This is a genomic window from Blastococcus sp. SYSU DS0753, assembly GCF_054051175.1.
The window spans coordinates 1-14,649 of the sequence record NZ_JBJHAT010000035.1 but is presented as its reverse complement, the minus strand read 5'-3'; the positions used below and the strand labels follow the sequence as shown (position 1 = coordinate 14,649).

Annotated in this window: 11 protein-coding genes; 1 reads left to right on the top strand and 10 read right to left on the bottom strand. The window is 72.6% G+C overall.

Going from position 1 to position 14,649, the window contains the following annotated elements:
- Window positions 1-106: 106 nt before the first annotated feature.
- Window positions 107-907: an LON peptidase substrate-binding domain-containing protein gene (locus ACI799_RS19515; RefSeq protein WP_456588729.1), complete on the top strand. Its 801-nt coding sequence runs from the start codon at window positions 107-109 to the stop codon at window positions 905-907.
- Between the two features lie 4 nt (window positions 908-911).
- Here ACI799_RS19515 and ACI799_RS19510 read toward each other — a convergent pair whose 3' ends face one another.
- From ACI799_RS19510 to lspA, 10 genes are all read right to left on the bottom strand, one after another.
- Complete coding sequence (locus ACI799_RS19510) at window positions 912-2,234, bottom strand: PucR family transcriptional regulator (RefSeq protein ID WP_456588730.1); 1,323 nt, start codon at window positions 2,232-2,234, stop codon at window positions 912-914.
- Between the two features lie 50 nt (window positions 2,235-2,284).
- The gene (locus ACI799_RS19505) at window positions 2,285-3,700 is read right to left on the bottom strand and encodes a phytoene desaturase family protein (protein WP_456613737.1); all 1,416 of its coding nucleotides are present in this window, start codon (window positions 3,698-3,700) and stop codon (window positions 2,285-2,287) included.
- Window positions 3,697-5,502, bottom strand: a complete 1,806-nt coding sequence (locus tag ACI799_RS19500) for a DUF3556 domain-containing protein (RefSeq protein ID WP_456613736.1) — start codon at window positions 5,500-5,502, stop codon at window positions 3,697-3,699. The genes ACI799_RS19505 and ACI799_RS19500 overlap by 4 nt, the downstream gene beginning before the upstream one ends.
- 89 nt (window positions 5,503-5,591) lie before the next feature.
- A complete protein-coding gene (locus ACI799_RS19495; protein WP_456613735.1) occupies window positions 5,592-7,058 on the bottom strand; it encodes a class I adenylate-forming enzyme family protein in 1,467 nt (488 codons plus the stop codon).
- Window positions 7,059-7,207: 149 nt separating this feature from the next.
- Window positions 7,208-7,813, bottom strand: coding sequence for a DUF2567 domain-containing protein (locus tag ACI799_RS19490; protein WP_456613734.1), 606 nt, complete (start codon window positions 7,811-7,813; stop codon window positions 7,208-7,210).
- A gap of 85 nt (window positions 7,814-7,898) precedes the next feature.
- Window positions 7,899-11,459, bottom strand: a complete 3,561-nt coding sequence (gene dnaE, locus ACI799_RS19485; protein WP_456588735.1) for a DNA polymerase III subunit alpha — start codon at window positions 11,457-11,459, stop codon at window positions 7,899-7,901.
- A gap of 185 nt (window positions 11,460-11,644) precedes the next feature.
- Entirely contained in the window at window positions 11,645-12,109 is a 465-nt protein-coding gene (locus ACI799_RS19480) for a GNAT family N-acetyltransferase (protein ID WP_456613733.1), read from the bottom strand.
- Window positions 12,110-12,135: 26 nt separating this feature from the next.
- Window positions 12,136-12,954: a CPBP family intramembrane glutamic endopeptidase gene (locus ACI799_RS19475; RefSeq protein ID WP_456613732.1), complete on the bottom strand. Its 819-nt coding sequence runs from the start codon at window positions 12,952-12,954 to the stop codon at window positions 12,136-12,138.
- 10 nt (window positions 12,955-12,964) lie between these two features.
- A complete protein-coding gene (locus tag ACI799_RS19470; protein ID WP_456588738.1) occupies window positions 12,965-13,912 on the bottom strand; it encodes an RluA family pseudouridine synthase in 948 nt (315 codons plus the stop codon).
- A 38-nt stretch (window positions 13,913-13,950) separates the two neighbouring features.
- Window positions 13,951-14,481 carry a signal peptidase II gene (gene lspA, locus ACI799_RS19465; protein WP_456588739.1) on the bottom strand — a complete coding sequence of 177 codons (531 nt, stop codon included), beginning with the start codon at window positions 14,479-14,481 and terminating at the stop codon, window positions 13,951-13,953.
- Window positions 14,482-14,649: the final 168 nt, after the last annotated feature.

The following is a 14,649-nucleotide window of genomic DNA, read 5'->3' as shown; positions in this document are numbered from 1 at the left end:
GGGGTCGGATCGGTGGTACGACGCGGATCCCAGGGTATCCAGCGCCCCGCGACGGGCCCGGGGCGCCCACACGGGCAGGCGGCCGGGGGGCCGTACGCTTCCCCGGATGGGTGAGCTGATCCCGCTGTTCCCGCTGGGACGGCCCCTCTTCCCCGGGGTCGTGCTGCCCCTGCAGATCTTCGAGCCCCGCTACCGGCGCCTGATGCGCGACCTGATGGACCTGCCCGAGCTCGGCGACCGCAGGTTCTTCGGGGTCGTGGCGATCCGGCAGGGGTGGGAGGTCGAGCGGGTGGCCCCCGCGGCGGCGCTCTACGACATCGGGTGCACCGCGCGGCTGCAGCGCGTGCAACCGCAGTCCGACGGCGGATTCCGCATCGTGACCGTCGGTGGTGAGCGGTTCCGGCTGCTCGACGTCGTGGTCGGCGACGACCCGCCCTACCTGCAGGCGGAGGTGGAGTGGCTGGCCGAGGAGGAGGCCGCGGAGGAGGCCGCCGGGGACGCCGAGGTGGCCACCGGCGACTCCGCCGGGCTGGCCCCGCCGACGGACGAGCTCGCCAGCTCGGTCGCCCGCGGATCGCTCGACCTCCTCGCGCACGGGGTCGGTGACCTCTTCACCCGGTACGTCGCGGAGGTGGCGGCGCTGGGCGCCGGCGCGCACGGGGACGGCGCGGAGGCCGCGGTGCGGCTCGCGGCGGCGTCCGACGACCCGACCGCGCTGTCCTGGCTGGTCGCCTCCTCGGCGCTGCTGACCACCGAGGACCGGCAGGCGCTGCTGGCGGAGTCCGCGACCCGCCGCCGCCTGGCCGCGGAGTCCCGGTTGCTGCGCCGGGAGCTGACGCTGCTGCAGACCCTCGGCGCGGTCCCGGCGCCGCTGCAGCAGTTCGCCGTCCCGATGACGGTGAACTGACCCGTCAGGCCGGCGGCGCGTCGGCCCGGGCGCCGGCGTCGAGCACGGCGGACCCCAGGAAGTGGCAGGCGTTCAGGGCCACCGCCAGGTCCACCCGGTGCGACCGCGCTGCGGGCTGCCGCAGCTCCAGCGCTCGGGACACCCGGTACTTCACCGTGTTGCGGTGCAGCCGCATGATCTCTGCGGTCTCGGTGTAGCTCTCCCCCGTGAGGTAGAAGACCCGCAACGTCTCGCGCAGCACCTGGGACGCATCGTTGTCCACCGCGAGCGGACCGAGCACCTCGTGGATCCACGCCCGCGCGGAGTCGAGATCGCCGGCCAGCATCGACGTGATCGCAACGCCTTCGTCGCCGAAGCCCGTGACGGGCGTGGTGGCGCCCGAGGCCATGGCGACCCGACGGGCCGCCCGGGCCTGTTCGTGGGTGCGCCGGAAGCCGTCCACACCCGACCCGGAGAGCCCCAGGGCGGCCCGGCAGGTGCGCGCCTGCTCGACGAGCCGGCATATCTGAGTGGTGTCCACCTCCCCCGGCCGGACCGCGAAGGGCAGCCACGCCCAGGCGGTCTCTCGGTCGACCGCCGTCACCAGGGGCGGCCCCGAGCAGCCGGCTCCCGTCGCGACCTTCGACACGACGGAGGTGAGCAACCGGAGCTCGTCCGGCGCCGGCGCCGCGTCCACGGACCAGATGATCATCCCGAGGTGGTGCGCCGTCAGGCGGTAGCCGGTCTCGCGCTCGAAGCGCCCGGGCGCGACCTTCTGCCCGGCCAGCACGTCGTGGATGAGCGCCGCGCGCACGGTCCCCTGCGTGCTCAGCCAGCGTTCGCGTTCGGCCTCGTATGCCTCGAAGACGTACTGGGAGATCCAGTCGATGTACCGCCCGACCACGGTGGCCATGTGGTGCAGGACCTCGAACTTCTCCTCCGCCGTGCAGTCGAGCGCCTGGACGTCGGGGAACATCTGCTCGATGAAGTCGTCCTTGCCGATGCTGTAGGCGCGGACGAGGGAGTTGGCCGGGATCTCCCGCTGGGCCAGCCGCAGGGCGTACTCGACCGCGGCCGTCGTGGGCATCAGGTGCTCGATCGGGATGTGGTTGGTCAGGATGTGCGTGAGCGTCTTGGTGTTGGCGTCCACGCTGGCCCGGAGCAGCTCCATGAACTGCGGGTCCACGTCCAGACTCCTGATGTGCCGGGCGATGAGCTCGGTCATGTCCCGGGCGATCTGGGGCTGACGGCGGTCCAGCCGCCTGCCCGCCTGCGACACCAGGGCGAGCACCCGCTCGCCGCCCTCGGGGCCCGGCGCCCCGTGCCCTGGCCCCGCCGCCGCGCTCATCCCCGCCTCCTGCCGCCGTCCCGTCCGTGCACGTCCGTCCTGCCCCGCGCTCAGCGTGCGACCCGCGACAGGGCCGACCGGGCGGCGTTGTACCCGCACAGCCCGTGGGCGCCGGCGCCGGGCGGTGTGGCCGCCGAGCAGAGGTAGACCCCGTCGACCCCGAGGGAGTAGGGGTCCAGCGCCACCCGCGGGCGGAAGACCAGCTGCAGCGGGTCGTTGGCGCCGGTGACGACGTCCCCTCCGACGTAGTTGGCGTTGTGCGCCTCCAGCCCCGCGGCCGAGGTCACGTGCCGGGCCAGCACGCGCTCGCGGAAACCGGGGGCGAACCGTTCGATCTGCTGCTCGATGGCCCGCGTCGCGTCCCCCGTGTAGCCGGCCGGCACGTGGGCGTAGGTGTACAGCGGGTGGACGTCGCCGGCCGAGCGGCTCGGATCGGCGACGTACTGCTGCCCGACGAGTACGAAGGGACGCTCGGGCATGCGGCCGCGGGTGATGTCCCTCTCCGCCGCGGCGATCTCCTCGAACGTGCCCCCGACGTGGACGGTCCCGGCCCGCCGCGACTCCTCGTGGGCCCACGGAACGCCGCCCTGGACGGCGAACTCGACCTTGAACGACCCCGGCCCGTGCCGGTAGCGGGTCAGCGCGCGCGCGACCCGCCTGGGCATCCGGTCGCCGACGAGCCGGGCCGCGGCACGGGGCGCGAGGTCGAGCATGACGATGTCCGGCTCCCCCAGCTCGGCCATCGAGCCGACGGTCACCCCGGTTTCCACCTTCGCGCCGTGCCGGGCGAGGAGGGTGGACACCGCCCGGCTGATGGCCGCCGATCCTCCTTCGGCCACCGGCCAGCCGTAGCGGTGCGCGGCGGTGCCGAGGGCCACGCCGATGGCCGACGACGCCGGGGAGCCCAACGGCCGGAAGGCGTGCGCGGCGACGCCGGCGAACAGGGCGCGCGCCTCCTCCGTGGACCAGCGCCGGGCGAGGACCGCCGCCGGGAGCAGGGAGTAGGCGCCGAACCGCGCGAGCTTCACGGGATGCGCCGGGACGTGCAGCAGCGGCTGCAGGAAGTCCTCGGCGATGTCGCCGAAGCGCTCCGTCAGCGGGCCGAAGAGGCTGCGGTACCGGCCGGCGTCGGCGCCCAGGTGGTCGGCGGTCGCGTCCACCGACCGCTGGACGGCGGCGCCGCGGCCGCCGTCCAGCGGGTGGGAGTACTCGATGCCCGCCCACCGCCACGTCAGCCCCTGCGCGCCGAGGTCGAACGCGCGGGAGAACGGGGTGTCCACGGCGAGCGGGTGGAAGCCGGCGCACTCGTCGTGGACCAGACCCGGCAGCGTGAGGGCGCTGCTGCGGGTCCCTCCCCCGATGGTGTCCGCGGCCTCCAGGACCGTGACGTGCACGCCGGCGGCGGCGAGGGTGAGGGCGGCAGCGAGCCCGTTGGGCCCGCTGCCGACCACGACGGCGTCGGTCATGCACTCACACTGGCACGGACGACGGGGTGCGGGTGCTCACCGGCCGGGGTGTAGCCGGGGCTCCGCCACGTGACCGTGTGCGCGATCGGGCCGTTCGGCAGCCAGGGCTGCTCCGCGACCGCGTCGCTCACCTTCCAGTAGCCCCGCTCCACCACGCCCAGCGCCGCGTCGATGACCTTGTACTCCTGCGTCGAGCGGTGGATCGGCTGCGACTCGACCCAGACGACGATGCACTCCCCCGGCTCGAACCCGCAGCGCTTCTGCACGGCCGTGACGGTCTGCTCGTTGTGCAGGTGGGCGTCGCCGAACTGCCAGCCGACCAGCGTGGTGCAGACGAACTCGCCCTCCCGGATGCGGTAGTTCTCCATGCGGTCCAGGTGCCGCATCATCAGCGACAGCAGGCCCCGGCCCTGGCTGTGCATCGTCCGCCAGGCCACCGCCTTCTGCATGAAGATCTCCGCGATCTCCTTGCCGAACGCACCGGAGAGCTGGTCGATCTGGTTGGGGTTGAACTTCACCAGGTGCTGGTTCAGCTTGTCCTCGGCCTCGTCGCCCCGGAAGGCCCAGGTGGCCGAGGCCCAGTTGCCGGCGTACTGCCGCATCGACGGCAGGAACGACACCAGGTCCGGCCGCAGGTTGCCCAGGATGGGGAAGGCCACGAACACGGCGACGATGGGCAGCAGCAGCCACGGCGAGCTGATGTCGCCGATGCCGTAGCCCTCGCCGGCCGGGAAGCCGCCGAACAGCCACGCGGTGGCGAACATGAAGAAGACGTTCCACTCCAGCGGCACCGCCAGGGGGAAGGTCGAGGTGATGAAGATGTGGAACACGATCATCCCGACGATCGCGAGCCAGGTGATCGTGGTGTTGGTCGAGAACAGCAGGACCAGCGGGAGCACCAGCTCGACGACCGTGCCGCCGATGTGCGCGAAGGCCCAGGCGACCTTGGACGGCCGCAGGTCGTTCGGGTAGTCGCGGTACAGCGCCCGCTTGAACCGCAGCGACGTCAGCCAGGGCGTGTTGCTCATCATCGGCGGGACCACGTTGGTGAAGTGGTGCCCGAACTTCGAGACGCCGGCGCCCATCCAGATGGTGACCATGGCGATCTTGGCCGCGATGATCATGTCGACGTGGTTGCCGAGGATGCCGAAGAAGAAGAGCACCGCGATGTACTGCTCGGAGCGAGCCGCCAGGAAGACGACGCGGTCGCGCAGCCCCATCACGATGATGAGCGCCACGAAGGTCAGCAGCGCCCACTGCGGCAGCAGGCCGGCCTCGCTGCCGGGCAGGGCGTCGGTGCGCACCCCGGGGCCGATCAGCAGGAACACCAGCGTGGCCAGGATGCAGAAGTACAGGCCCACGTCGAAAGCGGTGCGGTGGTCACCCGCGGTGAACGGGACCTTGCCCGGCCACGGGGGGAGCCGGAGCGTGCCGCGCTTCGACCAGTAGAGGAAGCCGCCGATGAACGGCTTGAACTTGAACGCCAGCGGGCCGGAGGACGACGCCCACCCGGTGATCTCGAACAGGATCGTCCAGATGATCAGCTTCTGGTAGACGATCGGCTCGCCCCACCACGCCCCGAGGTCCCCGAAGCCCAGTCCCGGCGTCGTCAGACCGACGACCGTGAACCCGCCGAACACGTAGAAGGCGAGCTTGTAGACGTAGAGCATGTGGTTGGTCTTCGGGCCGCCGAAGCCGTACTCGCACCAGTGGGTGGCGAGCATCCGCATGCGCTCCATGAAGGGCATCGATTCGAACTGCGCCGGGTCCACCGGCGGCATGTCTGCGGTCTTGAAGCCCATGGTTGCTCCTTCGTACGGGCAGGGGTGATCAGCGAGAGGGGTGCTCTCGCTGCTGGCGGACGTGCAGAGGGGCGCGGGAAAGCTGTCGGTCAGGCCGGTTGGGGCTGCAACGACCGGCGGATGGCGGGTTTGTCGGTCTTCCCCACCGGGTTCTTGGGCAGGCCGTCGACGATCTCGATCCGCTCCGGGACCTTCACCCGGGTGAGGTGGCGCCGGCAGTGCTCGAGCAGGTGCTCCTCGGTGACCCGGGCGTCCGGGTAGAGGCTCACGTAGGCCACGGGCGACTCCCCGAGGACGGCGTCGGGTCGGCCCACGACCGCGGCCTCGAGGACGCCGGGCACGGTGGTGAGGACGGCCTCGATCTCCTTGGGGTAGATGTTCTCCCCGCCGCGGATGATCATGTCCTTCACACGGTCGACGATGGTGAGGTAGCCGTCGTCGTCCAGCCGGCCCACGTCGCCGGTGCGCAGCCAGCCGTCGACCAGCGTCTCCGCCGTCGCCTCGGGCCGGCCGAGGTATCCCCGCATGACGGTGGGTCCCGCGATCACGACCTCGCCGATCGCACCGGTGGGCACGGGGGCACCGTCCTCACCCCGGATCTCGATGCGCTGGCCGGGAAGCGCGGGGCCGACGCTCCCGAGCTTGCGCACGCCGTCGACCGGGTTGCACGCCGAGGCGCAGGTGCCCTCGGTGAGCCCGTAGCCCTCGACCATCCGGAACCCGAACCGCTCCTCGCAGCGGTCGAGGAGCTCCGCCGGCACGGGAGCGGCGCCGCAGACGACGAAGCGCAGCGACGAGGTGTCGGGGCGGACGTCGTCGGGCAGCGAGGCCAGCAGCGCGTAGATGGTCGGGACGGCGGAGAAGTACGTCGGCCGCAGCCGCTCCACCTGCTCGAAGAAGCGGCTCGCGGAGAAGCTGCCCACGATGCTCAGCTGCCCGCCGGCCCGGAACGTCGCGAGTGCGCTCACCATGAGCGCGTTGGCGTGGAAGAGCGGGAGCACCAGCAGGCAGTGGTCCCGCTCGGTGAGGGAGAAGTGGTCGGCCATGGTGCTCGACATGGCCTCGACGTTGGCGTGGTCGAGCATGACGCCCTTCGGGCGCCCGGTGGAGCCGCTGGTGTAGATCAGCAGGGCCAGGTCGTGCCCTTCCAGGGCGACCGGCGGGAGCTGCGCCCCGGAGCCGGCGACCCGCATGTCGTCGACACCGATCGCCGGCAGGCCGGCCGTCGGCGCACCCGGCCCGAGGTTCACCACGAGCGTGGCGCCCGAGTCGGCGATCTGGTGGTCCGCCTCGCTCGCCGTGAACACCGGGTTCACCGGCGTCGCGGCGCCGCCGAGCCGCCACGCCGCGTAGAGCGCCACGAGGAGCTCGACCCGGTTGGGCAGCATGACGGCGAGGACGTCGCCGCGACCGAACCCGTGCTCCGCGAGCTGACCGGCGAACGCGGCGACCCGGACGTCGAGCTCCGCGTAGGTCAGGGCGACGACCTCGTCGCGGACGCAGGGCGCGTCACCCGAGGATGCCGGCCGGGCCCAGGGCAGGTAACCGAAGCTCATGCGTCGCCGTCTCCTCGGTGGTCGCACGCTGTGATCCGCACCACGCAGATCCTGTGACCGCCGACACTAGGAACGATCCCCCAGCCTGCCCACGGCCACCGCGCACCAACTTGGCCACGGCCTTTGTGCACCGTGCACGGTGCGTCGGCTCAGCGCACAGGGGGCGGCGCGACGGTCCCCGGATCGCCGCCCCCGCGCCGACCGAGGCCGTCGTCGGCGGCCACCAGCGCGCAGCCCAGGTACACGAGCAGCGCGGCGAACGGCGCGGCGGCGAGGCCGGGCAGGGAACCGAGCACCAGCCCCGTGGTGACCTCGGCGCCGACCTGGGAGAGCTGGACCTCGGTGGGTGAGGGCCCGAGCAGCTCCCCGACCTGCCAGGCGAGGACGGCCGCCGCCGACGTACCGGCCACGAGGACCACCAGCATGCCCACCCCCCGGCCGCGGCGGACCTGCCACGCCGCGGCGCCGGCCAGCAGCCCCAGGCCCAGCAGCACGAGCACGAGCACGGTGTCGTCGGCGATCCGCACCTCCGCCGCCGGCGGGCCGACGGCGACCGGGCCGGTCTCGGTCACCTGGAACTCCGCCCGGGGGGCCAGCAGCCACCAGAGCGCACCCGCGGGCAGGCCGGCGAGGGCGAGCCCGACCAGGAGCGCCCGGCCCGCGCGCAGGTCCTCCCGGACCTCCGGCCGGCCCCGCCAGTAGGCGTGCGGGGGCACCCCCGGCACGGGCTGGACGGGCAGCGGTGGGGTGCTCACCCCACCAGTGAACAACCTCCCGAGCCCGGCCCCCTGCAGGGGCCCGCCGCGAGCGTGCGAGCGGTGGGGGGCAGGGGGTCCTCTTTCAGAGCAGCGCCACGCTCGTCGGCCCGAGGAGTGCCTTGATGTCGCCCATCAGGGCGGTGCTGGGCTGCACCCGCAGCCCCTGGTCGAGCCGCAGCACCGTCTCCCTGCTGCCGTTCACCAGCTTGAGCCGCACCTCCGTGGTGCCCGGGTGGCTGCCCAGCACCTCCCGCAGCCGCTCCACGACCGGTGGGGTGCACCGGGCGGCGGCCATCGAGACCAGCACGGGCCCGCGCGCGCCCTCGGTGAGCTCCGGGACGATGACCTCCGAGCCGAACAGCGAGGGCTGGTCGTCGCGCCGGCTGATCCGGCCCTTGACCACGACGATCTGGTCGCGGACCACCTTCTCCGAGACCTCGGCCCACGTCTTCGGGAAGAACAGCACCTCGATGCCGGACTCGAGGTCCTCCAGCGTCGCGATCGCCCACGGCGCGCCCTGCTTGTTCGTGCGCGGCGAGACGGCGGTGAGGATGCCCGCGATGGTCACGTTGGCGCCGTCCTCGACCCCGCCCGCGTTGATCTCGGCGATGGGGGTGTCGGCGTTGGCGGCGAGCACGTGCTCGACGCCGTGCAGCGGGTGGTCGGAGACGTAGAGACCGAGCATGTCGCGCTCGAACATCAGCCGCTCGCTCTTGGACCAGTCGGCGGTCGGGATGGTGATGTCGAGGGCGCCGGCGAACGGGTCGTCGGCCGCCCCATCCCCGCCGAAGCTGCCGAACAGGTCGAACTGGCCCTCGGCCTCCTTGCGCTTGAGTCCCATCGCGGAGTCGACGGCCTGGGCGTGGACGGCGACGATGCCCTGGCGGGAGTGGCCGAGCGAGTCGAAGGCCCCGGCCTTGGCCAGGGACTCGATGACCTTCTTGTTGCAGGCGACCGTGTCGATCTTGCGCATGAAGTCGGCGAAGTCCTTGAAGGCGCCCTTCTCCTCGCGCGCCCGGACGATGGACTCCACGACGTTGGTGCCGACGTTGCGCACCGAGGCCAGCCCGAAGCGGATGTCGGTGCCGACCGCGGTGAAGTCCCACGAGGACTCGTTGACGTCGGGCGGGAGCACCTTGATGCCCATCCGGCGGCACTCGGCCAGGTAGATGGGCCGACGGTCCTTGTCGTCCTGGACGCTGGTGAGCAGGCCGGCCATGTACTCGGCCGGGTAGTTGGCCTTGAGGTAGGCGGTCCAGTACGAGACCAGGCCGTAGGCGGCGGAGTGGGCCTTGTTGAACGCGTAGTCGGCGAAGGGGACGAGGATGTCCCACAGGGTCTTGATGGCGGCGCTGGAGAACCCGTTGGCCTTCATGCCGGCCTCGAAGCCGACGAACTCGGCGTCCAGCACCGACTTCTTCTTCTTGCCCATGGCGCGGCGCAGCAGGTCGGCCTTGCCGAGCGAGTAGCCGGCGACCTTCTGCGCGATTGCCATGACCTGCTCCTGGTAGACGATCAGGCCGTAGGTCTGGCCGAGGATCTCCTCCAGCGGCTCGGCCAGCTCCGGGTGGATCGGGGTGATCTCCTGCTGGCCGTTCTTGCGCAGCGCGTAGTTGGTGTGCGAGTTCGCACCCATCGGGCCCGGGCGGTAGAGCGCGCCGACGGCGGAGATGTCCTCGAAGTTGTCCGGCCGCATGAGCCGCAGCAGCGAGCGCATCGGCCCGCCGTCGAACTGGAAGACCCCGAGCGTGTCACCGCGGGAGAGCAGGGCGTAGGTGGCCGGGTCGGTGAGGTCCTTGCTGATCTCGTCGAGGTCGACCGGCTCCTTGCCGTTGATCACGATGTTGCGCAGGGCGTCGTCGATGACGGTGAGGTTGCGCAGGCCCAGGAAGTCCATCTTCAGCAGGCCGAGCGTCTCGCAGGTCGGGTAGTCGAACTGCGTGATGATGGCGCCGTCGGCCTCGCGGCGCATGATCGGGATGCTGTCGATCAGCGGGTAGCGGCCGATGATGACGCCGGCGGCGTGCACGCCCCACTGGCGCTTCAGGCCTTCGAGCTTGCGGGCCTGGTCGACGACCTCGGCCGCCCCGGGGTCGGACTCGTAGCGGGCGCGGAACTCCGCGGCCTCCTTGTAGCGCGGGTGGGCCGGGTCGAAGACCCCCGACAGCGGGATGCCCTTGCCCATGACGTCCGGCGGCATGAGCTTGGTCAGCTCGTCGCCCACCGAGTAGGGCCGGTCGAGCACGCGGGCGGCGTCCTTGATCGCTGCCTTCGCCTTGATCGTCCCGTAGGTGACGATCTGGCTGACCCGCTCCTCGCCGTACTTCTTGGAGACGTACTGGATCACCTCGCCCCGGCGGCGGTCGTCGAAGTCGATGTCGACGTCGGGCATGGAGACGCGCTCGGGGTTGAGGAACCGCTCGAAGATCAGCCCGTGCTGCAGCGGGTCGAGGTCGGTGATGCCCATGGCGTAGGCCGCCAGCGAGCCCGCGGCCGAGCCACGACCCGGGCCCACCCGGATGCCGTTGTCCTTGGCCCAGTTGATGAAGTCGGCGACCACGAGGAAGTAGCCCGGGAAGCCCATCTGGCAGATGATCCCGACCTCGTAGTCGGCCTGCTTGCGCACGTGGTCGGGGATGCCGTTCGGATAGCGCTTGTGCAGGCCGCGCTCGACCTCCTTCACGAACCAGGAGGTCTCGTCCTCCCCCGGTGGCAGGGGGAACCGGGGCATGAGGTCGGCGCCCTCGGTGAACGTCACCTCGCACTGCTCGGCGACCAGGAGGGTGTTGTCGCAGGCCTCCCGCAGGTCGCCGGTGAACAGCGCCCGCATCTCGGCGGCGGACTTCAGGTAGTAGCCGTCACCGTTGAACTTGAAGCGGTTGGGCTCGTTGAGCCGCGAGCCGGTCTGGATGCACAGCAGGGCGTCGTGGGCCTCGGCGTCCTCCTTGTGCGTGTAGTGCAGGTCGTTGGTGGCCAGCAGCGGGATGCCGAGGTCCTTGGCGATCGCCAGCAGGGCGGGCCGGGTCTTCTTCTCGATGGCCAGGCCGTGGTCCATCAGCTCGGCGTAGAAGTTCTCCCGCCCGAAGATGTCCTGGAAGTCCGCGGCCGCCTGGCGCGCCTTGTCCTCCTTGCCGGCGCGCAGCCACATGTTCACCTCGCCCGACGGGCAGCCGGTGGTGGCGATGAGGCCCTTGCCGTAGCGCTCCAGCAGGTCCCGGTCGAACCGGGGCTTGCGGTACTGCCCCTCGAGGCTGGCCAGCGAGGAGATGCGGAAGAGGTTGTGCATCCCCTCCGTGCTGCGGGCCAGCAGCGTCATGTGGGTGTACGCGGCCTTCCCCCGGTTGGAGCCGCCGTCGCCCTCCTCGTCGATGAGGTTGTCGCCGAAGTCGAAGGGCGCCCGGTCGAACCGCGAGCCCGGCGTGTAGTAGCCCTCCATGCCGATGATCGGCTTCACGCCGGCCGCGTGCGCCTGCTTGTAGAAGTCGTAGGCGCCGAACACGTTCCCGTGGTCGGTCATGGCCAGCGCCGGCATCCCCTGCTCCGCCGCGGCCTTGGTGACCTCAGGCAGCTTCGCGGCGCCGTCGAGCATCGAGTACTCGGTGTGTACGTGCAGGTGCACGAACGAATCGGACGGGCTGCTCACTGTGCGGGATGCTCCTCACGGGTCGTGCGTGCCCGGCCGGCGTCACGCGGCGGGCGACCGGCGGGGAAGACCGGCAGTGCATGCGGGGTGTCGGGCACCGGCGGGCCGGTGGGTCGATCCTCGCACTGGTTCGGTTCTACGCCGAGGGTCTGACACGACGTGTCTGCTCACAGTGGACCGATCCGTCACAGCGGTCCGGATTCGGCTGAGGACAGCGCGCGCCGCATGGTGACGTGCGCGATGCCGGCCTCCTCGTAGACCTCGCCGACGGCCGCGTACCCGGCGCGCTCGTAGAAGCGGCGGGCCGGCAGCTGGGCGTGCAGCTCGACCGCCCGCGCCCCGCGCGCGACGGCCTGCCGGTGCAGCTCGGCGAGGACGGCGGCCCCGTGCCCCCTGCCCCGGACCTCGGCCGCGGCGGCCATCCGGCCGATGCGCGCCGTGGCCCCGTCCAGCAGCAGCCGCCCGGTGGCGACCACGCGGCCGGAGACGTCGCGGCTGAGCACGTGCACGGCCACCGCGTCGGCGTCGTCCTGCTCGATCTCGGGCGGGACGCCCTGCTCCTCGACGAACACGCGGCTCCGCAGCGCCGCCACCTCCGGCCAGTCGGCGGTGGTGGCGACCTGGGCGGTGGGGCTGGGCACGACCTCCATTCTGGCGACGCCGGCGAGCGGGCCGGTCAGCGGCCGGGGGCCTCGGGCCGTTCGTGCACCGACGCCGGCAGGGCGCTGGCCGGCACGAGCAGGAAGCGCAGGTCGATCAGCGCGTGCAGCAGCACCGGCAGCAGCAAGGACCCGGTGTCCAGGTAGAACGCGGCCATGATCCCGCCCAGCACACCGGTCAGGACGATGCCCGCGCGCCCCTGGTAGGCGTGCGCCAGGCCGAACGCGGCCGCGGCGACGACCACGAGCAGCCAGGTGGGCAGGCCTCCGGTCACGGCGGCGACCACGGCGAGGAAGAACCCCCGGTACAGCCACTCCTCGCACACCCCCGCCGTGACGCCGACGAGGGTGAACAGCCGCCGCTCGCCCCCGGTGCGGGGCAGCAGCGCCAGGGTGGACTGCCCGGGCGGCTCGGCGTGCCGGCCGTGGGCGGGCGGGGAATGACCCGCCCGCCGCGCCGGTCGGGCCGCTTCCAGCAGGGCGCCGGCCCGCAGCTGGCGGGTGGAGGCGACGACGAACAGCAGGACCAGGACGACGACCGCCGCGGTGACCGGCCCGGGCCACTCCCGCGGCCAGACCAGCCCCACGGCCGCGGCGTCGACCCCGGGAGCGGCGAGCCAGACGACGGCGGCGACCGCGGCCAGCCCCCACTCGAGCACGAGCAGCCGCCGGTAGAACGAGCGGCGGGCGCCCGCGTCGGTGCGCAGCCGCCCCTCGAACCGGCGGTGCAGCACGTGCCCGACGACGGGCTCCCCCGCCACCAGGTAGACGGCGACCACGACCGCGGCGAACGCCGCCGGGCCGAAGTCGCCCAGCGCGACCGGCAGACCCGTCACCGTCGCGGGGTCAGGCCTCGGCGCGCAGCAGGGCCAGCGCGCCGGCGAGGTCGGGCGGGTACTCGCTGGTGACCTCGATCCACTGCCCGTCGGCCGGGTGCGGGAAGCCCAGCCGCACCGCGTGCAGCCACTGGCGGGAGACCCCCAGCCGGGCGGCGAGGGTCGGGTCGGCGCCGTAGGTGGTGTCCCCGACGCAGGGGTGGCGCAGGGCGGAGAAGTGCACCCGGATCTGGTGGGTGCGCCCCGTCTCGAGCCGGATGTCGACGAGGCTGGCGGCGGCGAATGCCTCGGTCACCTCGTAGTGGGTGACCGACGGCCGCCCCCCGCTCACGACGGCGAACTTCCAGTCGTGCCGAGGGTGCCGGTCGATCGGTGCGTCGATGGTGCCGCGCGACGGGTCGGGGTGGCCCTGCACGAGCGCGTGGTAGCCCTTCTCGACCGTCCGTTCCTTGAACGCGGCCTTGAGCGCGGTGTAGGCGCGCTCGCTCTTGGCGACCACCATCACGCCGGTGGTGGCCGCGTCGAGCCGGTGCACGACACCCTGCCGCTCGGCCGCACCCGACGTGGAGATGCGGTACCCGGCGGCGGCCAGTCCGCCGATGACCGTGGGCCCGTCCCAGCCGGGGCTGGGGTGCGCGGCGACGCCCACCGGCTTGTCGACGACCACCAGGTCGTCGTCGTCGAACAGGATCGTCATCCCCTCGACCGGCCTGGGCGGCGCGGGCTCGCCCGGCGGGGGCGGCAGCTCGACCTCCAGCCAGCTGCCCCCGGCGAGCCGGTCGCCCTTGCCGCGCACCCGGCCGTCGACGACGACGTGGCCGGCGTCGGCGAGCTCGGCCGCCGCCGTGCGGGACAGGCCGAAGAGCCGGGACAGGGCCTGGTCCACCCGCTGCCCCTCCAGCCCGTCGGGCACCGGAAGGGCGCGGTGCAGGCCGGGAGCGCTGGTCACGCCCCCCATTGTGCGGGTCGGGCCGGACGGGACGGCGGAGCCGGACCTCAGACGGCCCGGGGCCGCTCCTCCGCACCGCTGCGGGTGCCGTCGAACTCGATGCCCCGGAGCGCCAGCACCGCGCCCAGGATGCCGCCGCAGACGATCGCCGAGTCGGCGACGTTGAAGGCCGGGAACACGCTCCCGCCCGGGCCGAACACCGAGACGAAGTCCACGACCCCGCCGCGCAGGAAGCCGGGGTCGCGGAAGATGCGGTCGATCAGGTTGCCCACCGCGCCGCCCAGCACCAGCCCCAGCGCCACGGCCCAGCCGGTCGAGCGCAGCCGGCGGGCGGTGCGGACGATGACGACGGCCACGACGATCGCGATGAGGCTGAACACGACCGTGGCCCCCTGCGCGAAGGAGAAGGCGGCGCCGGTGTTGCGCAGGTGGGTCAGGTACAGCGCGCCACCGAGCAGCCGGATGTCCTCACCCGGCTCGATGGTCGCGACGACCACGAGCTTGGTCACGAGGTCGGCCAGGAGGACGACGGCGGCCAGCGTCAGCAGCAGCCGGGTGCGCGGCCGGCCGGGCGGCACGACGGCGGAGGAGCCGGCGGACGGGTCGTCGTGCTCGGACAGCTCGGGCTCCTCGGTTCGGCGGGATCGCGCGGTGGGCGCGCGGGCCCCCCCCCCCCCCCAAGCCCCCCGGCCGGGGGCCTACCATGGGGCGACCTAGTCCCACACCGCGCTGTTCGCGGGGCCCAC